Source organism: Pseudomonas sp. NIBRBAC000502773 (assembly GCF_006517195.1).
In the GTDB taxonomy this organism is placed as follows: domain Bacteria; phylum Pseudomonadota; class Gammaproteobacteria; order Pseudomonadales; family Pseudomonadaceae; genus Aquipseudomonas; species Aquipseudomonas marginalis.
Genome location: NZ_CP041189.1, coordinates 4,905,734 through 4,929,241 on the forward strand (window position 1 = coordinate 4,905,734; position 23,508 = coordinate 4,929,241).

Sequence of the window (23,508 nt, forward strand, 5' to 3'; positions counted from 1 at the left end):
GCCATTCTATAAAGACCTTTCAAAATAAAACGAGAGGTTTCATGAAACTGCGCCTGCATTGTGCCCGCCTTGCCCTGTTCCTGTGTGGCTGCGCGGCGTTTCTCAACCTCTATGCGACCCAAAGCATCCTCCAGACGTTCGCCGCGCACTTTCATATCAGTGCCAAGGAGGCGGGGTGGAGCATCACCGTCACCACCCTGGCGGTGGCGATCACGGCACCTTTCGTCAGTCGCCTGACCGGACGTTTTGCACAACGCACGGTGATCTCGGTGGCCGCTGTGCTGCTGGCGGTGCCGGCATTGATGACCGCTTATGCCGACAGCTTTGCCGAAGTGCTGGTATGGCGTTTTGTCGAGGGCATGCTGATCCCGGTACTGTTCGCCACCAGCGTGGCCTACATCGGCGACCGCTGGCGCGGCGGCACGGTCACGGAGGTGACGAGTCTCTACGTCGCGGGCACCGTGTTGGGCGGGTTCGCCGGGCGCTTCGTCACCGGAGTCATGACCGAGTATGTGGGCTGGCGTGAGGCTTTTGAAGTGCTCGCGGTGCTGAGCTTGATGGTCGGCGGATTCATCCAGTTTCTGTTGCCGGCCAACCGCCCGCGGACCGTGCAGGTTAAAGCCTCCTCGTCAGGTGTATTTCGCCAGCCGCTGTTGGCCGCATACGCCGTAGGTTTCTGCGTGTTGTTTTCGCAAGTCGCGGCGTTTACCTACGCAGGTTTGTACTTGGGCCTGCCGCCGTTCAACCTCGGGCCTGCGGCGTTGGGGACGCTGTACATGGTGTTCCTGTTGGCGTTGATCGTGATCCCCATCGCCGGACGCCTCAGCAAAGCCCGGCCCCATGCCCAACTGCTGGGTGTCGCCGCCGTGCTGGGCGTCAGTGGTTCGGCGTTGACCCTGATGCCCTCCCTCTGGTGCATCGTAGTGGGCCTGGCGCTCAGTTCCACCGGTGTGTTCCTCGTCCAGGCGGCCGCCAATGGGTTTATCACGGCCACCGCGGGCGATAACAAGACGGGTGCTATCGGGGTGTATCTCACCTGTTATTACCTGGGCGGCAGCGGCGGCGCCATTGTCCCGGCGCTGATCTGGGAACGCTGGGGCTGGGTCGGGTGCGTGGTGCTGATCATCGGGTTCCAACTGCTGATCTTGTTGATCGCCTTGACCGGCTGGAAGCCCCTTAAACCTGAGCTGATTCCTACGCGATGAACGATACCGTTGCTGTGCCTTCGCCCGAATTATCGACGCGCCGTCGCGCTTTGTTCGCTGGTTGCAGCGCCCATGCCGTGCATGATGGGCTCACTGACGTGATCTACGTTTTGCTGCCTGTCTGGCAGGCTCAGTTCGCCTTGTCCTACGCCCAGATCGGCCTGCTGCGGGGTGCCTATTCCGGGATGATGGCCGTGTTCCAATTGTTGGCCAGCCGCGCCGCCAGACGCTGGGGCCGCACACCGATGCTGGTGGGCGGCACGGCGCTGGCGGGTGTTGCCTACTTGTTGGTGGGGCAGGCGACAGGACTGAGCGTGTTGCTGGTGGCGCTGCTGCTGGGCGGCCTGGGCGCCAGCACCCAGCACCCACTGGCCTCGTCGATGATCACCGACGCCTACGAGGACGGGGGTGGGGTCAAGCAGGCGCTGTCCCAGTACAACTTCTCCGGCGATATCGGCAAGACACTGATTCCTGGTCTGGTCGGGCTGCTGCTCACCGTCATCAGTTGGCAGGCCAGCGCCACGTTGCTGGGCCTGCTTGGCCTGGCGGCGGCGGGGCTGTTGTGGTGGCTGATTCCTGCTCAAGCATCCGAATCCACCGCCGCAAAAACAGCCAAGCCCCTCAGGGGTAGCGGCTCCACCACGGGCCTGCGCGCGCTGATCCTCACCGGCACCCTCGACAGCGCCGTGCGCATGGGATTTCTCACTTTCCTGCCGTTCCTGCTGCAAGCCAAAGGCGCCGGTACTGCTGGCATCGGCCTCGCCCTCACCTTGCTGTTCATCGGTGGTGCCTTCGGCAAACTGTTCTGCGGCTACCTCGGCGCGCGCATCGGCATGATGAAGACCGTGTGGATCACGGAAACCGGCACTGCAGTGCTGATCGTCGCGGCGGTGTGCCTGCCGCTCAGCGGGTTGATGGTGATGCTGCCGCTGTTGGGCCTGGTGCTTAATGGCACCTCCTCGGTACTGTACGGCGCCGTGCCCGACCTTGCCGGCGCGGGCAAGCGCGAGCAGGCGTTTGCACTGTTCTACACCGGCACGATTGGCGGTGGCGCGCTGGCGCCGCTGGTGTTTGGTGCAGTGGGGGATGTGCTGGGCGTGCCGGTGGCGGTGATGGTGTTGGCGGGGATGTTGGGTGTGACGTTGCCGTTGGCGTGGGTGGTGCAGAGGAGTGGGGTTGAGGCTTAAAAGGCTCACTCTCGGGTACTTGGAATTTTTTGCTTAAATGCCAAGGAGTCGAACGGCTGAGGTTCTCGGCTGGACTCAACCATCGCCAGTTCTGCCCGAATTTTCTCACGGGCTTTGGCCGCAAAATCGACAGCCCTTAGGAACTCTGATTTATCACCCTCTGCAATAACCTGAGAAAGGTATTCGTGGATGGCTTCCTGGCTGTCGAGCAGGTCAACAATATCGAAAGCGGTCAATGGCTGAGTCATGATCAAACCTGCGTATGCATTTCTGGTGGGCTGGGGCCATGGACAATGATGTGAGTGGTAGGTTGAATTCAAACGTTCTTCAACGGCTATTTGTTGCCAAAAGCTTCGATTTCTTCACGCTTCGAGCATGGGGCTGAACCTTGCGGCATTGCCTACACAACGATCAGACTCGTCCGAGTTGTGCGCCTTGGACGGCCTCTTTAAGGTTCGTCAGCCGCTGCCCATCAGCGGTCGGGTTTAGTAGCCCGATACGATCAACGGCGTACAGCTGCTCTTATGGTGGCTGCACGCAGGGCGTCTTCGGGCGCGCCGGTTTCGTTGATTCGCCGGTCTACTAACCTGCGTACAGCCGCCACCCATTGTTTAGTAGCTCTGGTATGCGGTCCCTAACGAGGATCAACAGATGTGTACTGACTCATGCAATCCATCCGTAAAACTGTTCAGCGTCCGTCCCGAAATCGACACTCAAGCGCTGCTCGCCAACGCCTACGAAACCATCGCCGGTGCAGGTGCCATGACCCACGAGTTCGTCGAAAGCCTGCCCTCTCAACAGCGCTACCTGGCCCTGGCCATTCAGCAGATGATTGAACTGGGCCTGCTGCTGGTCGAGGCTGTTCAGGACCGCGTGGACCGAGCCGCGTAGGTCACCCGTACGGTGTAAACGGCTTGCCTTCCCAGGCCGCCCATACCACGGGGGAGGGGAGCCAGGATTTACAGTGTCGCCGCCAGCGAAAACGGAATGCGCAACGCACCGATAGGCCCTTCACGCGTACCGCACATTTCATCGTGAACGCAGTGCTGCACCAGTACGCAAGGAAACGGCGGAACCCGCTGCAACAGGTCGCGTAAATGCGTGGTGGAACCGATGCGCATCGGCTTGCCCTGATCGTCCAGTAACGTCGCCTCGACGTGCTCCAGCCTGACGCGAGCGATATAGAAACCACCCTCCAGGGACAGCAACTCCAGCTCACGTATTTCGCCTTTCCCGGCCAGCTCGGCCAGCATTTGCATATTCATGATTGACCCTCGCTCGTGGCTCATTGGCGACGAAAGAACAGCGTGACCTGACCCCACTCGACACCGAACTTGGACATGCTCGAGCGGTTGATCAAGGTGTCCTCGTCCATCAGGTACATCCAATCGTCAAAGCTGACTTCGTACACCGAGCCATCAACCGGCAGATTGAGCCGGTAGCGCCAACGCAGCGCATTACCCGCCACTTCGCCGATCGCCTCGCCCACCACATCCCCGGCTCGTCCGCGCCAGCGTCCTGGGCCGTCCGGCGTCAGTGTCCACACCCGTTGTTGGCGCGTGCCATCGCTGTACAAGAAACGCTCATCCAGAATCAACGCGTTGCCTTCGCGCCGGCTGGCAATATCGACCTCAAAGCGCTTGGCCACTTCCCCCGAACGCTTCTGGAAGATGCCCCAGGCTTTCACCGGTTTACTGAAGAAGCGCTCCAGGTCCAGTTTCGGTTGCTGGTCGGCGTAGTGGTCGACACCCACATTGGCGCAGCTGCTCACACTCAATGCCAGCAACAGTGAAACCCATAGACGCGTCATGACCAGGCTCCTTGAGCGTGCGAGGCGCGATGCCAACGCTTGGGCCTGATACTTGTACATAATTCATTGTTTGTACATGTTTTTGAGTGCGCGAGGGATGTTGAAATTTCGGGCATTGCCTACGCAATCATCGGAAGCGTCGGTGTTGTGCGTGTTGGACGAGGTACTTATGGTTTGCCAGCGACTATCCGCGCTTGACCGCGGCTGTATGCAGGACATTTGGAGCGTGCTGGTATCCCGAAAAAAGCTACCCCGCTTGCTCACCTGCGTGCAGTTGCTACCCCATAGATCAAATGAGAATGGGTTGAGCAGGCCTTACAGAGCACCAGAGGGGAGAGAAGTGGTGGAAAAAGTCTTATTTGATCGTTTGGCGCAAAGTCTGTGGCAGATGGACGAAATCGTTCGAAGTGAACATGGAGGCGTATCGCGTTCTATCTCACTCAGTCGGGGCAAGTCCGAGAGGCAAGGCCTGAGGATAGGCGTCAAGTCCAATGTGCTAGGATTCACGAATACAGAGGGATGCATCGTGAACAAACCGGTTCAACCAAAAAGCACGCAGCTGACCGCCGACAAGGTGTCGGCTGCTTTGTCAGACGCCGACGCGGTGGTTGAGCGACATGCCTCGAAAAGCCTCGCAAGTAGTGCGTTCAGTCGCACCAGTGGGCTTAAGACTCGTTCAATGCGTGCTACGCATCTTTCGAGTGTGGAACGCGAGCTGGCAGAGCTCAAGAAAGTTGTAGCAGCGCTGGCTGTACGCTCTGTCGCGCATGAAGAAATGGCTTTTGATTTGGACCTTTACGGCGTCACTGTGCTTGATGCCGGTACCGCACACCAACTGTTGGATACGCCACCAGAGCCGACAGAGGCTCTGCAAAAATTGCTCGCCTTGCGCTAAGGCCTCTCAATGGATTTCATTACCGTCAATTTTAACAAGTCTATTGACCGTTCTGCTTTCGATTGTGAAGTTCACCCAGCGCTAAACGCTTATATCGCCCAGCACGCAGGGCAAGACGAAAAGCGCAACGTTTCTCGAACATTCATGTACATCGAAAGGGGCATTTTGCTCGGCTACTATGCTTTGGCGAATGCATCTGTTGCGGTTGACGAACTGAGTGAAGACCAAAAAAAGCGGATGCCCGGATACCCCATGCCGGCAGTGCTTTTGAGTCGCTTGGCGATTGATAAAAGCATGCAGGGCTCGGGGCTTGGCCAGCGGCTCATGTCCGACTTCTTCAGGCGGGTTTATACGGTGTCCAAACAATCGGGCGTAGCGTTTGTAGTCGTGGATGCTAAAGATCAGAGAGCTGCAAGTTATTACCAGGCTAAGTTGGGTTTCGTAGCGTCAACGAATAATCCTAGGCGTCTAATATTGTCCACTGCAACTCTGATCAAAGGATTCCGGGCGGTGGCTTGAGCTGCTGGTGAGCAGGAAGAATAAGTAGAGGCGTTCCCCAATAAAACTGATTCTGGACAGTCCATAAAAAAACCGGCCACCAAGGACCGGTTTTTTTATGCATCCCCCGCCAAAATCCTGCCGGCGTGGAAGCTATGTCTGAGTGGAGCGGGTGAAGGGAATCGAACCCTCGTTATCAGCTTGGGAAGCTGGAGTAATGCCATTATACGACACCCGCTCAGAGCGGCTGACTTTGTACCAGATGTGCGCCGGGATTTGAAGTTTTTCTTGGGAATTTGTGCAGCTTGCCGTGGCGAGCAGGTCCGTTCGCCACGGCAAGCCTTCATTTCAGATGGCGAATGCATGCTGCGTCTGGCCCTGGTGATAACGCAATCGGCTGGCCTGCCGTTCCGGTTTCAAAAAGCCCACCACCGCGTCCCGGCTGTCCCGGCAGGCGGCCTTGTGCTCCATATCCAGGAAATGCCCCGTCGCCTGGATGGTGCTGAAGCTGCTCTTCGTCACGTACTGCCCGAACTGCCTGGCATCCTCGGCGCTGGTGTATTCGTCCCATTCGCCGTTCAAAAACAGCACCGGCACATCGATCTGCCGGGCGGCCTTGAGGTAGCACAGGCGGTCGTTGTGCAGTACCTGGCTGATGTGAAAATGCATCTGCCCGTATTCGTGCTCGGCCAGGCTGCTCACATGCTTGTAGTTGAAACGCTTGAACAGCGACGGCAGGTGTTTGCCGATGGTGCTGTTGATCAAGTGCCCGACGCGGTCGCGGTCGAGGTTGCCGAGGTAGTCGACGCCACGCTCGAGGTAGTCGCGCATTGGCGCGTTGATCACCGGCGAGAACGAGCTGATCACCGCCTTTTCCACACGCCGTGGCCGCTGGGCGAGGGCCACCAGGGTGGCGGCGCCGCCCCAGGAGAAGGACAGCACGTGCTCGGCGGCGAAGTGGTCGATCAGCTCCAGGAGGATCTGGCCTTCGACTTCCTTCGTCAGCATTTGCTCATGACGGTTATGGATTTTGGAGCGACCGGCGTAGGGCTGGTCGTACAAAACCACATTGAATTGCGGGTACAGGCTTTTCACGGTTTGGGCGAAGGAGGCCGTGGTGGCCAGCGAGCCGTTGACCAGGATGATGGTCTTTTCAGCAGCATCCGCGCGGTAGAACTCCGTGTAAACCCGATACTGACCCTGTATATCCAACACAGCGATTTCTGGCCTCATGTCGTAAGACTCCTGGCAAGCGGGTAGGGCGCGCAGATCACTCTGCACGAGCTTTGTGACAGGTAGGCATACGCCTGGAAGATGAGAGCCCATGTCGGTCCGATGACGGCTGGCCGACGGCTGTTGTTAGGGCGGGCTGTTTGCCTGGGAGGCCCGTAGATCAAGCGCGGGCGGGGCAAGGTGTTTCTTGGAGGTTATAGGCGACTCGTCAGTCATAATTTGGCTGACGGTTTGATTCAAGCAGTAGACCGGGGATGCCGCAAGTCGCTCAAATGGGTTTTTGCCATCACCGGCCGAACGGTCGTCAGACCTGTCGGATTTCTTCCTCGGACAGCGCCCGGTACTTGCCAGGCGCCAGGGCCGCATCCAAGCCCAATGGGCCCATTCGCTCACGGTGCAGGCCGATCACTTTGTTGTTGAAGTGCCCGAACATGCGCTTCACCTGGTGATAGCGGCCTTCGGTGATGCTCAGTCGGGCCAGGCGTGCCCCCAGCAGCTCCAGCTCGGCCGGTTGCGTGGTCAGGTCTTCAAAAGCGAAATAAAGGCCCGCTGCAAAGGTTGCCGCGTATTCGGGGCCGATGTCCTGCTCCGTTTCTACCCGATAGACTTTTGGCAACTTGGTCTGCGGTTGCGTCAGGCGCCGCGACCACTGGCCGTCGTTGGTGATCAGCATCAGGCCGGTGGTGTTGAAATCTAGGCGACCGGCGATATGCAGCTCGCCTTTGTCCGGCTCATCCAGCAGGTCCAGGACGGTCGGGTGTTGCGGGTCCGAGGTCGCGCTGACGCAGCCCTGGGGTTTGTGCAGCATGAAATAGCGCGCCGCTTTACCCGCCTGCAGTACGTCATCGTCCACGCACACGCGGCTGAATTCGCGCACTTCATGATGTGGGTCGCTGACAGCCACGCCATCCACCGTCACCCGCCGCTCCACCAGCAACACGCGCACTTGCTGGCGATTGAAACGCGGCAGGTTGCTGAGGAAACGGTCAACGCGCATTGCGAAGCTGCTCATCCACCTGAGCACAGCGCGGGCACAGGCAGGCCGTGTTGCGCAATGCATCGGGCAGCGCTTCAAGCACCGCCGGGTCGATGGTGACGCTGTAGCACCAGCACGGCTGGTCGGCGGTGCGTGGGTCGGCCAGGGTGCAATCGTTGCGGGCACCGCAGGCGGGGCAAAGGGTTGGCGTGGTCATGGTCGGTGGGGGCAGGGCCTTGGAAGTCCCTGCACGATACAGCGCCGGTCAGTCCCGTTCCAGCACCACGACCCGTTGGCCGGCGCCAATGCCGCTGCCCGGCTGCACCGGGATTTCCCGCACCACCCCGGCAAAGGGCGCCAGCACCGGGATCTCCATTTTCATCGACTCCAGAATCACCAGCACATCCCCGGCCGCAACCCGCGCGCCCACGGCCACCGGCACCTGCCAGAGGTTGCCGGCGATAGGGCTGTCGATGCTGTATTCATTGGCCTTGAGCAGCGTGTCTTGCGCCGCTGGCGTCGCGAGCTCTTCGCTGTCGAAATGCGCCTGGCCGCTGGCGATCCAGCGTTCGCGCTCGGCATTGAAGGCGTGCTGCTGGTGCTCACGAAACGCGCCGATGCTCGCGGCTTCCCGCGTAAGAAACCCTTGGTAATCCGCCAGGTTCAGCGTGCTTTGCTCAATGCTCAGTTCGAAGCGTCCCAGGGGGAAATCCCGACGAATCCGTACCAGCTCATCCGCGCTCACGGGATAGAACCGAATCTGATCGAAGAAGCGCAGCAGCCACGGCTTGCCGTCAAACGCCGCCACTTCGCGATAGCGGTTCCACATCTGCAAGGTGCGCCCGACAAACTGATAACCGCCGGGCCCTTCCATGCCGTACACGCACAAATACGCGCCGCCGATGCCCACCGAATTTTCGGCGGTCCAGGTGCGGGCCGGGTTGTATTTGGTGGTCACCAGGCGATGACGCGGGTCCAGCGGCGTGGCCACCGGCGCGCCGAGGTAGACGTCGCCCAGGCCCATTACCAGGTAGCTGGCGTCGAACACGGTGTGGCGCACTTCATCGAGGTTGGCCAGGTCGTTGATGCGACGGATGAACTCCAGATTGCTCGGGCACCACGGGGCGTCCTTGCGCACGGTGGTCATGTATTTTTCGATGGCCAGCTGGCACGCCGGGTCGTCCCAGGACAGCGGCAGGTGCACGATGCGCGAAGGCACCTGCAGGTTTTGCCGGGTGCACACGGCGGTCCACTCGTGGCTGATCAGTGCGATCAGGTCGGCCAGGGGCAGTTGTTCCGGCTGGTAGTGGATCTGCAGCGAGCGGATCCCGGGCGTCAGGTCGATCACGCCCTTCAACGCTCGGGTTTCCAGGGCCTGCATCAGGGCATGGCCGCGAAAGCGCAGCACCAGGTCCAGCTCCGGCGCGCCGATTTCCAGCAGCAGGTGGGTGTCGCCGGCGAGGCGCGCGACCAGGCGGGTGTCGGCGTGGCCGATGTCCAGGATGATGGGGGATGCCAATTGCTCGGTGCCGGCGACGGACCGAGTTGCTCCCATCGCGAGCAAGCTCTGCTCCCGCAGGGTTTCGGCATCCTTTTGATCCCAGTTCAGGGCAAGGTCGCGGGCGGTCTTGAGGTCCACCGGTTCAAAGCGAACCTTGTCACCGGCCTTGAGCTGGCCGAGTTGCCAAAGGTCCGCCTCGATCACCGTCACCGGGCACACAAAACCGCCCAGGCTTGGCCCGTCCGGCCCCAGGATCACCGGCATGTCACCGGTGAAATCCACGGCGCCGATGGCATAGGGGTTGTCATGGATATTCGACGGATGCAGCCCTGCTTCGCCGCCGTCCGTGCGTGCCCACAATGGCTTGGGCCCGATCAGCCGAACACCGGTGCGGCTGGAGTTGAAATGCACTTCCCACTGCGTTGCGAAGAACGTGTCGATGTACGCCGGCAGGAAATATTCCGGCGCGCCGTGGGGGCCATAAATCACCCGCAGTATGCGGACCTCCGGCAGCGGTTCAGCGACTGATTGTTGCCCGGCGTTCCGGTCTTCCAACGGCAACAGATGCAACACATCGCCTGCCCGCAAGGCGCGCCCGCCATGCCCGCCAAACTGGCCGAGGGTGAAGGTGCTTTTGCTGCCCAGGTAGTCCGGCACTTGCAGCCCGCCACGCAGGCACAGGTAACTGCGCGCCCCGGCGCCGGCGAGGGTGCCCAGGCTCAGCACCGACCCGGCCTCAATCAACAACGCGGTGTTCATTGGCACGGCTTGATCATTCAACCGCAGCGGGATTTCAGCACCGGTCACGGCGACCACCGCCGCGCAATTGAAGCGCAGCAGCGGCCCGCTCAGGGTGATTTCCAGCGCCGCTGCTCCCTCGTCGTTGCCCAGCAGGCGATTGCCCAGGCGCAGCGCGCGGCTGTCCATCGGCCCCGACGGCGGCACGCCCACGGCCCAGTAGCCGAGGCGGCCGGGATAGTCCTGCACGCTGGTTTGCGTGCCTGCGCTGATCACTTCAAACGTGTCGGCCACGTAGACCAGGTCTTCCAGGCACCGCGTCCACGGCCGGCCATTGGCAAAGGGCGCGGCCAGCAGGATTTGGCGCAGGTAATCGCGGTTGGTTTCCACGCCGTACAACCGGCTGTCACTCAAAGCCCGGTGCAGATCCAGGCGCGCCTGTTCGCGGGTGGGCGCCCAGGTGATGAGCTTGGCGATCATCGGGTCGAAGTAGGGCGGGATCTCGCAGCCGGCTTCCACCCAGGTGTCGATCCGCAGGCCTTCGGCCAGCGGGAAATCCACACAGGTCAGCAAGCCGGGGCTGGGCTGGAAATCGCGGCCCGGGTCTTCGGCATACAGGCGCGCCTGGATCGCGTGGCCCTGGGAGGTTAACTCGAGTGTGTTCAGCGGCGGCATTTCCCCGGCCGCCAGTTGCACCATCCAGCGCACCAGGTCCACGCCCCATACCTGTTCGGTGACGCCGTGTTCCACCTGCAGGCGTGTGTTCACTTCGAGGAAGTAGAAGCGCCCGTCAGCACTGTCATAGATAAATTCCACGGTGCCGGCGCTGCGGTAGTTCACGGCCTTGGCCAGGGTGATGGCGGCGGCGCACAGGGCGTCGGCCATGCCTTCGGGCAGGTTCGGCGCCGGGGTTTCTTCGAGGACTTTCTGGTTGCGCCGTTGCACCGAGCAGTCGCGCACGCCGAGGGCGATCACTTCACCGGCGCCGTCGCCGAACACCTGCACTTCCAAGTGGCGCGCGTGCTCGATGTACTTCTCGATAAACACGCCGGCATCGCTGAAATTGTTCTGCCCCAGGCGTTTGACCGCCTCGAAGGACTCGCTCAACTCCACGCTGCTGCGGCATACGCGCATGCCGATACCGCCACCGCCGGCGGTGCTTTTGAGCATCACCGGGTAGCCCACGGTGTCGGCGGCCAGCAACGCGCAGGCGAGGCTGTTGAGCAGTTCGGTGCCTTCCAGCAGCGGGATCTTGTGCTGCTTGGCCAAGGCGCGGGCGGTGTGCTTGAGGCCAAATACCCGCAGCTGTTGCGGCGTCGGCCCGACAAAGGCGATGCCGGCGTTTTCACAGGCTTCGGCAAACGCGGCGTTCTCCGACAGGAAGCCGTAGCCGGGGTGGATCGCCTTGGCCCCACAGGCCTTGGCGGTGGCGAGAATTTTTTCCACCGCCAGGTACGTACTGGCCGCCGCGCCTTCACCGAGGCTGTAGGCCTCGTCGGCTTGCTGGATATGCAGGCTCGCCGCATCGGCCTCGGCGTACACGGCGATGCCCTTGACCTGCAGCTCGCGCAAGGTGCGCAGGATGCGGCAGGCGATGGCGCCACGGTTGGCAATCAACAGTTTTTCGAACATGGCAAAACCCTGCGGGCCGTCCCGCAAAGTGGGGGAGCACTGCGGTCGTCCGCAGTGCGTGCAGTCAGTGTGGATCCCACATTGGCGCGCTATTGTTTGCGGATGCACTGCCCGGCTCGGGATTGGCACAGGGCAAACAGCCAACGGCGCAGGCGCTTGAGTTTCAGTTCCATACCAGCAGCTCCGCAGGGGTGGGGTTGTAGGCGTTGCATGGGTTGTTCAACTGCGGGCAGTTGGAGATCAGCACGATCACATCCATCTCCGCCCGCAGGTCGACGTACTTGCCGGGGGCGGAAATGCCGTCTTCGAAGGTCAGCCCGCCGTCGGCCGTCACAGGCACATTCATGAAGAAATTGATGTTCGGTCCGATGTCGCCTTTGCCGAGGCGGCCGTCGTGGGCACAGGCGCGCAGGTAGTTGTCGCGGCAGCTGTGCATGTAGCGTTTTTCCAGGGCGTAGCGCACGGTGTTGCTCTCTTGGGCGCAGGCGCCGCCGAGGGTGTCGTGGCGCCCGCAGGTGTCATCGACGATGGTCAGCATCGGCTGGCCGAGGTTGGAATACAGCACGCTGCCGGTGCCCAGGTACACGCTGTTCTGCCGGCGCAACGTGCGTTGCACGTCGTAGCGTTCACGCGGGTTTTTCACGCTGTAGAACAACGTGTCGACGGCCTGGTTGCCCTCCAGGTCGAGGATGCGCAGGGTCTGCCCGGCCTTGACCTCCATCAGCCACGGTTCGCCGGCGGGGATGGTTGCGCGGTACACGGCCGCGTCCGGTTGTTTCAGTGCGATAGACATGGCAGCTCCTCAGGCGAACAGGCGGTCGGTGTTGATAAAGCCGCGCTCGTTTTCCGGGCGCGAGGTGCGGCAGTGTTCGGCGACGCTTTTGTCGGCGTTCATCCAGCTCAGTTTCAGCGGTTGCGGGGCGTATTGCGGGTTCGGGTCCATGGGGTGTTGCAGTGCAGTGAGCACCACCAGGGTGTCCATCGGCGCATAGAGTTCGATGTAGTCGCCGGCCCTGGAATTACCCGGTACAAAGTGCAGGCCACCGTCGCTGTCCACCGTGACTTTGCTGAACAGGTTGAGGGTCATCAGCAGGTCGGACAGGCCCAGGCCCCACTTGCCCAACTCCACCAACAGGTTGTCGGTGCCGTTGCGGAAGAAGCCGTTGCGCAGTTCCTGGTAGCGGCCCTGGCCGTACTTCTCGGCGACTTCGGCGGCGCACAGCACGCCGCCGATGCTGTCGCTCCAGCCGCAGGTGTCGGCGGTGATCGCGGCCAGCACGCGGCCCATGTCCGAGTACAGGCAATGGCCGGTGGTGAGCTTGGCGGTGTGTTGGCATTTGAGGCTGTCGGGCAGGTTCAGGCGCTCGGTTTTTTCGTTGGCGTTGAGCAGGGTCAGGCTGACGTTGGCGCCGCCGCGCAGGTCGGTCAGGCGCAGCAGTTGGCCGCGCTTGAGCACGAACGAACGGTGACCGCCGCCGGGCAGCATTTCTTCGGCGAAGGGTGGGAACAGTTGGGTGGAATCGGTCATTTGGACGTGGCTCCAAGTTCGGCGGCGAGCGCCTTGCGGCGTTCGCTGTTCAAAGGGATGTCGTAGGTAATGCGCGCGCCATAGGCGCCGGGGGCGTGGGGATCGACGCGAACCTTGTCGAACACCAGCAGGCGCGTGCCGAGGCTGAAGCCTTCGCTCAGGTCATGGGTGACCATGAACACCGTCAGCCGGGTTTCGCGCCACAGTTCCAGCAGCAGTTGGTGCATGTCTTTGCGAATGCCCGGGTCGAGGGCGCCGAAGGGTTCGTCCAGCAGCAACACGCGGGGTTTCATGATCAGGGCCTGGGCGATGGCCAGGCGTTGTTGCATGCCGCCGGAGAGCTGCGCGGGGTACTTGTCCAGGGCGTGGCCGAGGCCGACCTTGTGCAGCAGCGCGGCAGCCTGTTCGCGGGCGTCCTTCCTGGTTTTACCGAACAGCCGGCCCAGCAGGCGAGAACGTGGCAGTTCCAGGCCAAGGGCGACGTTGTCGAGCACCGTCAGATGCGGGAACACCGAGTAGCGCTGGAACACCACGCCACGGCTGGCATCCGGCTCGGCGGCGAGGGCCTGGCCGTCCAGCAGGATCTGGCCCTTGCTCGCGGTTTCCTGGCCTAGCAGCAGGCGCAGGAAGGTCGACTTGCCACAGCCGGACGTGCCCACCAGCGTGCAGAATTCACCCTCGGCGACCTGCAGGTTGAGGCCTTCGAGCACCACCTGATCGCCATAGCGCTGCCACACATTATTGACGCTGATAAAACTCATGCCCGCGCTCCTTCGTACCAGGGGAACGCACGCCGGGTCAGGGCCTTGAGGCCCCAGTCCATCAGCCACGCCAGCAGCGTGATCCACACCACGTAAGGCAGGATCACGTCCATCGCCAGGTAGCGTCGTACCAGGAAGATCCGGTAGCCCAAACCGTCGGTGGAGGCGATGGCTTCGGCGGCGATCAAAAACAACCACGCCGAGCCGAGCATCAGCCGCAGCGAGATCAACAGGCGCGGCAGCAATTGCGGCAATACCACACGCAGCATCAGGGTCCAGGTGGAGGCGCCGAGGGTCTGCGCCTTCACCAGCAGCTCGACCGGTATTTCCCGTGCGCGCTGCTCCAGGTCGCGGGCCAGGCACGGGGTGACGCCGATGACGATCAGCATCACCTTGGACAATTCCCCCAGCCCGAACACGATGAACAGGATCGGCAGGATCGCCAGCGGTGGCACCATCGACAGCACCGTCAGCAACGGTGACAGCGGCGCGCCAAACAGCGGCAGCGTGCCGGCGGCGATCCCCAGGCACAGGCCGGCGAGGGCGCTGATGCCCAGGCCGATGGCGAGGCGCCGCAGGCTGGCGGCGCTGTCCTGCCACAGCACGTATTCGCCGGTGCGGGTGTCGGCGTTGAAGGCCAGGCGCTTTACCGCGTCAAGCATTTGCCCGGCACCGGGCAGCAGCTTGTCGTTGGGGTTGTCCGCCAGGCGCTCGGCCGAGCCCACGAAGTAAGCGAACAGCAGCAGGGCGAACGGCAGCAGCACCAGCAACAGGCGGCTGGAACGGTCCGGGTGACGGTTGATCAGGCGCATGGCCGGGTCCTCTTACAGCTTGCCGTCGGCGGCCATCTGTACGTAGCTGGGGTCGAACTGCAGCTTGAGGTTGGCCTTGTCGCCGCTGGTCACACCGTTGGCGAAGCGCATGCCCACGGCGCTGGCGTCCTTGGCGCCTTCACCCAGCAGGCCGTGTTTAAACGAGAACTCGGCGACTTTGCCCATGGTGGCGGGCAACTGTGGACTGATGGCGAAGGCCAGGGCTTCCTGGGGCGTGGCGAACAGCTTGGTAGTGTCCAGTTGCGACTGGAAGCCCGCAAGGTCCGTGCCGGAGGCCTTGGCCATATGTTCGAGGGCTGCGGTGCTGGCGGGGCCCTTGGCGTTCATCAGCGCGACCACTTCGAACCAGGCGCCGGTGAGGGCTTTGCCCAGGGCCGGGTTGTCTTTGAGGACCTGGGTGTTGACCACCATCATGTCCATGATTTCGCCGGGCACTTTGCTCGAGTCGAACACCTGGCTAACCCCGGGCTTGGCCTTGATCTCCGAAAGCATCGGGTTCCAGGTGGTGACGGCCTGGACCTGGTCGGTGTTGAAGGCCGCCGCGATGTCGGCATCGGAGGTGTTGACCACCTTCAGGTCTTTTTCCGTCAAGTCCGCCGACTCCAGCGCGCGGGCCAGCAGGTAGTGGGACACCGAGAGTTCCACCAGGTTGACGTTCATGCCCTTGAGGTCGGCCACAGTCTTGCCGGTGCCCTTGATCACCACGCCGTCGTTGCCGTTGGAGAAGTCGCTGACCACCAGCGCGGTGCTGTCCACGCCACCGGCGGCGGGGATGGTCAGGGCGTCCATGTTGGTCATGGTGCAGCCGTCGAACTGGCCGGCGGTGTATTGGTTGATGGATTCGACGTAGTCGTTGAGCTGCACCATGTCGATGGTGATGCCGTATTTCTTCGCCCACTTGTCGAGGATGCCTTGGCTGCCGGCGTACTCCCACGGCATCCAGCCGGCGTAGATCGTCCAGCACACGCTGAAGTGTTTTTTGGGGGCGGCTTGGGCCTGGACGCTCAGCACGGCGGCAAAGACGACGGCGAGCAGGGCGGGTAAACGGATTGAGGGCATGGGGCTTCTCCAGTTGATCAAGGGCGAGCAGGAGCAACGCGGCACCGTGAGCGGTGGCTTGTCTCCCGGGCTTTTATCCCGCCGTGTAACCTCAACTGGAGGTCGCCAACTCTCGGACCAGCCACTCGCTTTCGGCGAGCCGGAACCCTAGTCGGCCATTGCAAATTGTGGTGCCGCGAACCTGTATCAATCCTGCACGCAAGAGACAAAGCGAGAGTCGTGCCAAGTGGCTTCGATGCCCGGCGGTTCAGCCGGGCTGGCGGGAGAGGAGGGTGTAGAAGAGGGCGTTGTGCGCCACGCGGGTGCGTCGGCGCACTGCTATGAGGCGCTTACAGCTGGAACTTGCTGACCAGCACATTGAACGAGGTGGCCAGGCGCGACAGGTCCTGGCTGGAGGCGTTGGTCTGGTGCGCACCGGCGGCGGTCTGGGTGGACAGGTCCTGGATGTTGAGCAGGTTGCGATCCACTTCCCGGGCCACCTGGGCCTGTTCCTCGGACGCCGAGGCGATTACCAGGTTGCGCTCGTTGATACTGGCCACGCTGGAGGTGATGCGTTCCAGCGCCTGACCGGCATTTTGCGCCAGGGTCTGGGTGTTGTTGGCCCAGGTCAGGCTTTTGTTCATGGCGGCCACGGCGCCGTCGGCACCGGCCTGGACTTCACCGATCATTTTCTCGATGTCGACCGTGGAGGTCTGGGTGCGGTGGGCCAGCGCCCGCACCTCATCGGCCACCACGGCAAAACCACGGCCTTGTTCACCGGCTCGGGCAGCTTCGATGGCGGCATTGAGGGCCAGCAGGTTGGTCTGGTCGGCAATGCCGCGGATCACATCGATCACCTTGCCGATTTCACGCACCTGGTCGGCGAGGTCGGCGACCGATTGGGTCGAATCGTTGATCTCGACCACCATCGATGACATGCCCGACACGGCCTGCTCCACCTGCTGGCGGCCGTCCTCGGCTTCGGCGGTGGCCTGGCGCGATGCCTCGGAGGTCGACACGGCGTTGCTCGCCACTTCGTCGACCGCTGCGGTCATCTGGTTGACGGCGGTGGCGGCTTGCTGGATTTCGTCGTTCTGGCGGGTCAGGCTACGGCTGCTTTCGTCGGTGACCGCGCTCAGCTCTTCGGCGGCCGACGCGAGCTGGTCGGAAGCGTTGGCGATTTCCACCAGGGTGCTTTTCAGGCCGCCCTGCATATCCGACAACGCCATCAACAGTTGCCCGGCTTCGTCGGTGCGCTCGGTAACGATGGCTTGGGTCAGGTCACCCTTGGCAATGCGCTGCGCGCCTTCCACCGCCTGGGCGATGGGACGGGTGATGAGCCGCGTGATCAGCACGCCAATGATGATTGCAATGATGAAGGCCAGCACGATGCCGGCAATCATCCAGGTCATCGCGCTGTTGCGCAGCTCGTCGGCGGCGGCGGCACCTTCCTTGATCTGGCGGTTATTGGAGTCGACCATCACGCGAATCAGCTCACGTGCCTGGCGGAACAGTTCATTGTTACTGGTGTTGAGCTGCGTACGGGCTTGCGCAAGCTGGCCGGCATCGAGCATCGCGATGATGCCTTCGGAGTTACTGACGTAGGTGGGCCAGATCTGGTCGAACTTGTCGCCGGCTGCCCGTTCGTCATCTTCCAACGGTGTGGCGCGATAAATGGCGTAGGCGGTCTGGCTGCGTTTGAGTTCGTTGGCGATGTCCTGGCGCACGCGTTCGCGGTCCTGCTGGGCCACATCGCCATTGCTGGCATCCACCAGGCGATACAGGCCACGGTTGTGGGCGACCATGCCATTGAGGGTGGCGGCGGTATTGCTCACCGAGACCAGGTTGTTCGAGAAGGTCAGTTCAAGCGCCGAAGCCAGCCGTGTCACGCCCTTGATACCCAAGGCGCCCACGACGAGGGTGATGAACGCGCACAATACAAATGAGAGCAGCAGTTTGGTTGAAATCTTCATGACTGGAATCCGGGGATGAGGGGAGGAAGCTCGCGCTAGAGCCTCCCTGGCATTGTGCGATGTCGTAATGACATCATGCAAATCCGGAAAGTTTCAGTTCGTATAAAAAAGCCCTGTTCATGACAGTTACACACATGTTTCAAACTATTGCGAAAACGCACCAGTTTCGTTTTTTGATGTCAGATATTTCGTCATTCAGTGAAAGCTGAATGCCGCCCTCCAGCGTCGCTGGAGGTGCTCTTCCGCGGTCCAGGAGGCCGCCATGTATCGACGACTGCTGCTCAGCGCTTTACTCGGTCTGACCCTTTCCGCTTGTGTGCCCTACTACGATGGAGGCCAGAGCTACTACCGTTCCGAGGTCTACACCTCACCGGCGCCGGCTTATTACTATGGCGGCGGCACGGCGTATCAATATCGCCGTGATTACTACCCGTCGCCGCGTTACTACGCTCCGGCACCGCGTTATTACTCGGCACCGCGTTATTACCAGCCGGCGCCTCGCTATTACCCGTCAGGGCCAAGGGCCGGTTACCGGCCATACCCGAACCAAGGCTGGGGGGATCGTTGGAACAATGGCGGGCATGGACGCGGTGGCGATCATGACCGTGGAGGTGGCCGCGGCGGTCACCGTTGACCGGCCTGTATGACAAGCGGCGCATGAAGCGCCGCTTTTTCATGGGCGCAAAACCTCAGTAATCGGACAAGTCCGCCAGCGGGTGCCGGCCTTCCCACGCCTTGGTGAAGTGCGCCTGCACCACTGCGTCCGGGACCGTATTGATGTCCGGCCAATGCCAATGGGGTTTCTGGTCCTTGTCGATCAACCGCGCGCGTACCCCTTCGCTGAATTCCGGATGGCGGCAGCAGTTCAGGCTCAGGGTGTATTCCATCTGGAACACCTCGGCCAGGGACAGATGGCGGGCCCGTTGGATCTGTTCCCACACCAGGTGCGCGGTCAGCGGGCAGCCCTCGCTCAATGTCTTGCCGGCGCGATTGAACAGTGGGTCCGCGTGGTCGCGCAGCGGGCTCAAGGCGCGCCAGGCGCTGCGCACATCGCCGACGTCCAGCCATTCGTCGATCTGTGCCCGGCGCGGCAGCCATTGCGCCTCGGGTTGCTGGGCCACGGCTTCCTGGGCCAGGGCCTTGAACAGGCTGTTGAGCTGTATCGCGGTCTGTTCCTGCCAGTTCAGTTGCAGCAAGCCATCGAGCAACTCGTCTTGTTGATCGTCGCGCAGGAAACGGTCGGCCAGGCCCAGGTCCAGAGCGTCACGGCCGTTGATATGGGCACCGGTAAGGCCAAGGAATAAGCCCAGCTTGCCCGGCAGGCGCGACAGGAACCAGCTTGCGCCCACGTCCGGGTACAGGCCGATGCTGATCTCGGGCATGGCCAGGCGGCTGCTCGGCGTGACAATCCGTATGGCCGCACTTTGCAGCAGGCCCATGCCCCCGCCCAGCACGTAACCGTGGCCCCAGCAGATCAACGGCTTAGGGTAAGTGTGCAAGCGGTAGTCGAGACGATATTCCGCAGCAAAAAACTGTGCGGCCAGGGCCGGCACTTCACCCGGCTGCTCGCGGCAGGCCTGGGCCAGGCTGCGCACTTCGCCCCCGGCGCAAAAGGCCTTGGGCCCGTTGCCACGCAGCAGCACACAGACGATGGCCGGGTCTTTGGCCCAGGCCTCCAGGCGATCTGTCAGGGCCAGGATCATCGGCAAAGAGAGGGCATTGAGGGACTTTTCAGCGTCGAGGCTGGCGATGCCGACGCGGGCGCCGCCACTGCCGGTCAGTTCTTCGAAGTGCAGATTCATCGTGACCTCAATCGAGAAGGTGAAGGATCAGTATGATCGCTTCGTGGGAAAGTGCCGGTGGTGTGTCAGATCAATTGACAAGCAGGGCCGGCTTTCCTAGGGTTCGCCTCATTCTTTTCTACAAGACATTTCAACTATGACCGAAGGCGACCGTATCAAACTCGAACCCAGCTGGAAACACGCCCTGCGTGATGAGTTCGATAAGCCCTACATGGGCCAGTTGCGCGAGTTCCTGCGCCAGGAACATGCCGCCGGCAAAGAGATCTACCCGCCCGGCCCGCTGATCTTCAATGCGCTTAACTCAACGCCGCTGGACAAGGTCAAGGTGGTGATCCTCGGCCAGGACCCGTACCACGGCCCCGGCCAGGCCCACGGTTTGTGCTTTTCGGTACAACCGGGAGTGCCGGCACCGCCGTCTTTGGTCAATATCTACAAAGAGCTCAAGCGCGACCTGAACATCGACATCCCCAACCACGGCTGCCTGCAAAGCTGGGCCGACCAGGGCGTGTTGCTGCTCAACACCACCATGACCGTGGAACGCGCCAACGCCAATGCCCATGCGGGCAAGGGCTGGCAGTTCTTTACCGATCGGATTATCGAGGTGGTCAGCGAGCACCAGCCGCACCTGGTGTTCCTGTTGTGGGGCGCCCATGCCCAGGGCAAGCAGAAACTGGTCGATGCCACCAAGCATTTGGTCCTGACGTCGGTGCATCCGTCACCGTTGTCGGCGTATCGGGGGTTCCTGGGGTGCGGGCATTTCAGCCGCACCAACAAGTTTCTTGAGCAGAACGGCGAGACGCCGATTGAGTGGCGCCTGCCGCCGCTCTAAGGCCAGGCACAGTTCAACCTGTGCCGAAGGTTTAGATTTTTTCCGGCTGACGGTTCCAATGCCGAAACAACGGCTCCGCCAGAAACAGCACAAACAACAAGCGCATCACCTGCATCGCCGTCGCCAACGGCACCGACAGTTGCAGGGTCTCGGCCGTAAGGCTCATCTCGGCAATCCCGCCGGGCATCATGCCCAGGGTCAGCGAGCGCAGGTCCAGGTGGGTGAGGGCGCTCAAGCCCACCGCGGCCAACGTTGCCAACGCCATGGTCAAGGCCGTGCCGATCAAGGTGCGGCCCATGAACGACGGTGCTCGACGAAAGAACTGCCGATTGAAGTGACAGCCCAACCCGCTGCCGATCAACCACTGGCCGATCTGGCTGCCGCCGTCGGGCAGGCCGATATGCAGGTCCCACACCACGCTGGCCGTCGCACTGACCAGCAAGGGGCCGAACAGCCACGGGTTAGGCTGGCGCAAGCGCTGCCAGCCCCAGGCCACCAGTGCCCCGAGTGGAAACAGCAGCGCCAGCCACGCCCAACTGACCGGCGCCGGATGAAACTGCGGCGCACCGCCGCCCAACAGATACTTGAAGATCGCCGGCACACACAGCACCACCACCAGCACACGCAGGCTTTGCCCAGCCGCGACACGGCTGAGTACCGCGCCATTGCGCGAGCCGAGGTTGACCATCTCCCCGGAACCGCCCGGCATGCTCGAGAAAAACGCGGTGGCGCGGTCTTCACCACTGCGGCGCATCAACCACACGCCGACCACGCTCGACAGGCTGGTGACCAGCGCCCCGAAGAAAATCAGGCCGAAGTGGCTCATCACCTGTTCGATCACCACCGGGGTGAAGTGCAGGCCGATGCCGATGCCCACCACCCATTGGCCGCATTTGCGCCCGCCGGGAATCTCCGCCAACTGCCACGGCGTGAGGCAACGCACGAGGATGATCGCCAGTAAGGAGCCGACCATGTACGGCAAAGGCCAGCCGACCAGGCTGGCCAGGTAACCGCCGGCCAGGCCGACCAGCGGTGTTCCCCACCAATGTTTAAAGGTGACCTCAGACATCGGCCACGGCACGACGCTGCAGGGCACGTTTGCGGTAGATGCGCACCAGCGGGAAGGCCAGCATCAACGCGGTCAGTACCCACACACCGAAGGTGATCGGGCTTGACCAGAGAATCTGCAGGTCACCGTTGGAAATCGACAGCGCGCGGCGCAGGTTCTGCTCCATCAGGCCGCCGAGGATAAAGCCCAGCAGCACCGGCGACAGCGGGAAGTCCAGCTTGCGCAGGATGTAGCCGAAGATGCCGATGCCGACCATCAGGAACAGGTCGAAGGTGGTGGCGTGCACCGCGTACACACCGATCGCGGTGATGATCGCGATCACCGGCACCAGCGCCCAGTTCGGCACGGCGAGGATGCGCGTGAAGATGCGGATCATCGGGATGTTGAGGATCACCAGCATGATGTTGGCGATAAACAACGAGGCGATCAGGCCCCAGACGATATCCGGTTGCTGTTGGAACAGCAGCGGGCCGGGGGTGATGTTGTACAGCGACAGGGCGCCGATCATCACGGCGGTGGTGCCCGAACCGGGAACGCCGAGGGTCAGCATCGGCACCAGGGCACCGCAGGCGGACGCACCGATGGCGGTTTCCGGTGCCGCCAGGCCGCGCATGTCGCCCTGGCCGAATTTACCGCTGGCACCGGCCAGGCGTTTCTCGGTCATGTAGGCCACCGCCGAGGCCAGGGTCGCGCCCGCGCCGGGCAGTACGCCCATGATGAAACCGAGCAGGCCGCAGCGAATGTTCACCACGAACACCGAACCTGCTTCCTTCAGGTTGAACATCATCCGCCCGGTGGCTTTCACCGCTTCCTGGCCACGGTGGGTTTTTTCCAGCAGCAACAGGATCTCGCTGATGGAGAACAAGCCCAATACCAACACCACAAACTGGATGCCGTCGGTGAGGTGGATGTTATCGCCGGTAAAACGGTACACGCCGCTGTTGGCGTCGATGCCCACGGCGGAAAGGAACAGGCCGATCAGCGCCGCCACAAAGGTCTTCAACGGTTTGTCACCGGCCATGCCGCCCAGGCAGACAATCGCAAACACCATCAGCACGAAGTATTCCGCCGGGCCGAAGGCAATCGCCCATTTGGCCAGCAGCGGCGCGAACAGCACCATGCCGCAGGTGGCGATAAACGCGCCGATGAACGAACTCCACGCGGACAACGACAGCGCCACGCCGGCCAGGCCTTTGCGGGCCATCGGGTAGCCGTCGAGGGTGGTCATCACGGTGGAGGCTTCGCCCGGGATGTTCAGCAGGATCGAGCTGATACGGCCGCCGTATTCGCAGCCCAGGTACACGGCCGCCAGCAGGATCAGCGCCGATTCCGGCGGCAGGCCCAGGGCGAATGCGATGGGGATCAACAGCGCCACGCCGTTGATAGGGCCCAGGCCCGGCAACAGGCCGACCACGGTGCCGATCAGGGTGCCGCACAGGGCAGTCACCAGGTTGTAGGGGGACAGTGCAACGCCGAAGCCCTGGCCCAAATAGCCGAAAGTATCCATATCAGTTCTCCAGAACGTCGAGCAGGCCGAGGGGCAGCGGAACATCCATGGCTTTATCGAACAGCAGATAAAGACCGATGGCCATCAGGCTGACGATCACCACGCTGGGCACCCAGCGGCCGCCATACAGGCGCGCCATGGGGATGCCGATCAGCATGCTGCTGAGGATGAAGCCCAGGGGCTCGAAGGTGCCGGCAAACACGATCAACAGCGCGACGCAGATGCCGATCTTGACCAGGGTCTGGCGGTCGAGCGCCGGCTCTTCTTCAGTGTGTTTGGTGGGTTGCGGGCGGAACAGCATGTAGATCAGCGCCAGGCTCATCAGCCCGAGCATCAGCAATGGGTAGGCGCGGGGCCCTACGGGTTCGTAGGAAAACGACGCCTGGTAGGGCCAGGCCATCAGCGCCAGACCGGCGCACGCCAGCAGCAGCGCGGCGGCGAATATGCGTTGTAAGAGCATGTTGAACTCCTGGGCCATGCCTGGGGTTTGCCA

Annotated in this window: 24 protein-coding genes, 1 tRNA gene and 1 riboswitch; of the genes, 7 read left to right on the plus strand and 18 right to left on the minus strand. The window is 62.2% G+C overall.

Translation table 11 applies throughout. From position 1 onward, the window contains the following. The first annotated feature begins 41 nt into the window (after positions 1-41). Both NIBR502773_RS22655 and NIBR502773_RS22660 read left to right on the plus strand, forming a co-directional pair. Positions 42-1,205 (plus strand): MFS transporter, encoded by a 1,164-nt coding sequence (locus tag NIBR502773_RS22655; RefSeq protein WP_141156991.1) that lies wholly within the window; start codon positions 42-44, stop codon positions 1,203-1,205. Continuing rightward, a complete protein-coding gene (locus tag NIBR502773_RS22660) occupies positions 1,202-2,392 on the plus strand; it encodes an MFS transporter (RefSeq protein ID WP_141156992.1) in 1,191 nt (396 codons plus the stop codon). Before NIBR502773_RS22655 ends, NIBR502773_RS22660 begins: the two co-directional genes overlap by 4 nt. A gap of 5 nt (positions 2,393-2,397) precedes the next feature. Here the strand turns inward: NIBR502773_RS22660 and NIBR502773_RS30715 are convergent, their stop codons facing one another. Beyond that, the gene (locus NIBR502773_RS30715) at positions 2,398-2,640 is read right to left on the minus strand and encodes a DNA-binding protein (RefSeq protein ID WP_177414150.1); all 243 of its coding nucleotides are present in this window, start codon (positions 2,638-2,640) and stop codon (positions 2,398-2,400) included. Between the two features lie 403 nt (positions 2,641-3,043). On the opposite strand from NIBR502773_RS30715, the gene NIBR502773_RS22670 reads away from it, so the two are divergent. Continuing rightward, complete coding sequence (locus NIBR502773_RS22670) at positions 3,044-3,283, plus strand: DUF6124 family protein (RefSeq protein ID WP_027604347.1); 240 nt, start codon at positions 3,044-3,046, stop codon at positions 3,281-3,283. 68 nt (positions 3,284-3,351) lie between these two features. Here the strand turns inward: NIBR502773_RS22670 and NIBR502773_RS22675 are convergent, their stop codons facing one another. Next, positions 3,352-3,657 (minus strand): DUF6482 family protein, encoded by a 306-nt coding sequence (locus tag NIBR502773_RS22675; RefSeq protein ID WP_141156993.1) that lies wholly within the window; start codon positions 3,655-3,657, stop codon positions 3,352-3,354. Positions 3,658-3,677: 20 nt separating this feature from the next. Beyond that, positions 3,678-4,202 (minus strand): DUF3833 domain-containing protein, encoded by a 525-nt coding sequence (locus NIBR502773_RS22680; protein ID WP_027604345.1) that lies wholly within the window; start codon positions 4,200-4,202, stop codon positions 3,678-3,680. A 343-nt stretch (positions 4,203-4,545) separates the two neighbouring features. On the opposite strand from NIBR502773_RS22680, the gene NIBR502773_RS22685 reads away from it, so the two are divergent. Continuing rightward, entirely contained in the window at positions 4,546-5,097 is a 552-nt protein-coding gene (locus NIBR502773_RS22685) for a hypothetical protein (protein WP_141156994.1), read from the plus strand. A gap of 9 nt (positions 5,098-5,106) precedes the next feature. Beyond that, the gene (locus NIBR502773_RS22690; protein WP_141156995.1) at positions 5,107-5,616 is read left to right on the plus strand and encodes a GNAT family N-acetyltransferase; all 510 of its coding nucleotides are present in this window, start codon (positions 5,107-5,109) and stop codon (positions 5,614-5,616) included. Positions 5,617-5,759: 143 nt separating this feature from the next. Here NIBR502773_RS22690 and NIBR502773_RS22695 read toward each other — a convergent pair. From NIBR502773_RS22695 to NIBR502773_RS22750, 11 genes are all read right to left on the minus strand, one after another. After that, positions 5,760-5,833 (minus strand) — tRNA-Gly (locus tag NIBR502773_RS22695). 110 nt (positions 5,834-5,943) lie between these two features. Next, positions 5,944-6,828, minus strand: a complete 885-nt coding sequence (locus NIBR502773_RS22700) for an alpha/beta fold hydrolase (RefSeq protein ID WP_027604342.1) — start codon at positions 6,826-6,828, stop codon at positions 5,944-5,946. A gap of 304 nt (positions 6,829-7,132) precedes the next feature. After that, positions 7,133-7,825, minus strand: coding sequence for a 16S rRNA pseudouridine(516) synthase (locus NIBR502773_RS22705; RefSeq protein WP_141156996.1), 693 nt, complete (start codon positions 7,823-7,825; stop codon positions 7,133-7,135). Further along, positions 7,815-8,021, minus strand: coding sequence for a cysteine-rich CWC family protein (locus NIBR502773_RS22710; RefSeq protein ID WP_065938870.1), 207 nt, complete (start codon positions 8,019-8,021; stop codon positions 7,815-7,817). The genes NIBR502773_RS22705 and NIBR502773_RS22710 overlap by 11 nt, the downstream gene beginning before the upstream one ends. 48 nt (positions 8,022-8,069) lie before the next feature. Then, on the minus strand, positions 8,070-11,675 hold the full coding sequence (gene uca / locus NIBR502773_RS22715) for an urea carboxylase (RefSeq protein ID WP_141156997.1): 3,606 nt from the start codon (positions 11,673-11,675) through the stop codon (positions 8,070-8,072). 163 nt (positions 11,676-11,838) lie between these two features. Then, entirely contained in the window at positions 11,839-12,468 is a 630-nt protein-coding gene (locus tag NIBR502773_RS22720) for an urea amidolyase associated protein UAAP2 (protein ID WP_074844417.1), read from the minus strand. 9 nt (positions 12,469-12,477) lie between these two features. Beyond that, positions 12,478-13,203 carry an urea amidolyase associated protein UAAP1 gene (locus NIBR502773_RS22725; protein ID WP_065938873.1) on the minus strand — a complete coding sequence of 242 codons (726 nt, stop codon included), beginning with the start codon at positions 13,201-13,203 and terminating at the stop codon, positions 12,478-12,480. After that, entirely contained in the window at positions 13,200-13,964 is a 765-nt protein-coding gene (locus tag NIBR502773_RS22730) for an ABC transporter ATP-binding protein (RefSeq protein WP_141156998.1), read from the minus strand. The genes NIBR502773_RS22725 and NIBR502773_RS22730 overlap by 4 nt, the downstream gene beginning before the upstream one ends. Then, positions 13,961-14,776, minus strand: coding sequence for an ABC transporter permease (locus NIBR502773_RS22735; protein WP_027604335.1), 816 nt, complete (start codon positions 14,774-14,776; stop codon positions 13,961-13,963). Before NIBR502773_RS22735 ends, NIBR502773_RS22730 begins: the two co-directional genes overlap by 4 nt. Before the next feature lie 12 nt (positions 14,777-14,788). Further along, complete coding sequence (locus NIBR502773_RS22740) at positions 14,789-15,856, minus strand: putative urea ABC transporter substrate-binding protein (RefSeq protein WP_115485864.1); 1,068 nt, start codon at positions 15,854-15,856, stop codon at positions 14,789-14,791. A 60-nt stretch (positions 15,857-15,916) separates the two neighbouring features. Next, a riboswitch (guanidine-I (ykkC/yxkD leader) is annotated at positions 15,917-16,018 on the minus strand. 167 nt (positions 16,019-16,185) lie between these two features. Continuing rightward, entirely contained in the window at positions 16,186-17,808 is a 1,623-nt protein-coding gene (locus NIBR502773_RS22750) for a methyl-accepting chemotaxis protein (protein WP_141156999.1), read from the minus strand. Positions 17,809-18,070: 262 nt separating this feature from the next. Here NIBR502773_RS22750 and NIBR502773_RS22755 point away from each other — a divergent pair, with 262 nt between their 5' ends. After that, positions 18,071-18,442 carry a hypothetical protein gene (locus NIBR502773_RS22755; RefSeq protein WP_081744398.1) on the plus strand — a complete coding sequence of 124 codons (372 nt, stop codon included), beginning with the start codon at positions 18,071-18,073 and terminating at the stop codon, positions 18,440-18,442. A gap of 55 nt (positions 18,443-18,497) precedes the next feature. Here the strand turns inward: NIBR502773_RS22755 and NIBR502773_RS22760 are convergent, their stop codons facing one another. Next, positions 18,498-19,610, minus strand: a complete 1,113-nt coding sequence (locus tag NIBR502773_RS22760) for an enoyl-CoA hydratase/isomerase family protein (RefSeq protein ID WP_092356563.1) — start codon at positions 19,608-19,610, stop codon at positions 18,498-18,500. A gap of 136 nt (positions 19,611-19,746) precedes the next feature. Between NIBR502773_RS22760 and ung the strand changes: the two genes are divergently transcribed. Further along, on the plus strand, positions 19,747-20,439 hold the full coding sequence (gene ung, locus NIBR502773_RS22765) for a uracil-DNA glycosylase (RefSeq protein ID WP_027604331.1): 693 nt from the start codon (positions 19,747-19,749) through the stop codon (positions 20,437-20,439). A gap of 31 nt (positions 20,440-20,470) precedes the next feature. On the opposite strand, the gene NIBR502773_RS22770 is transcribed toward ung, so the two are convergent. Genes NIBR502773_RS22770 through NIBR502773_RS22780 form a run of 3 tightly spaced genes read right to left on the minus strand, consistent with a single transcriptional unit; the run spans position 20,471 to position 23,475 of the window. Next, on the minus strand, positions 20,471-21,508 hold the full coding sequence (locus NIBR502773_RS22770; protein WP_141157000.1) for an AbrB family transcriptional regulator: 1,038 nt from the start codon (positions 21,506-21,508) through the stop codon (positions 20,471-20,473). Continuing rightward, positions 21,501-23,015 carry a tripartite tricarboxylate transporter permease gene (locus tag NIBR502773_RS22775; RefSeq protein WP_027604329.1) on the minus strand — a complete coding sequence of 505 codons (1,515 nt, stop codon included), beginning with the start codon at positions 23,013-23,015 and terminating at the stop codon, positions 21,501-21,503. The genes NIBR502773_RS22770 and NIBR502773_RS22775 overlap by 8 nt, the downstream gene beginning before the upstream one ends. Before the next feature lies 1 nt (position 23,016). Continuing rightward, positions 23,017-23,475 (minus strand): tripartite tricarboxylate transporter TctB family protein, encoded by a 459-nt coding sequence (locus tag NIBR502773_RS22780; RefSeq protein ID WP_141157001.1) that lies wholly within the window; start codon positions 23,473-23,475, stop codon positions 23,017-23,019. Positions 23,476-23,508: the final 33 nt, after the last annotated feature.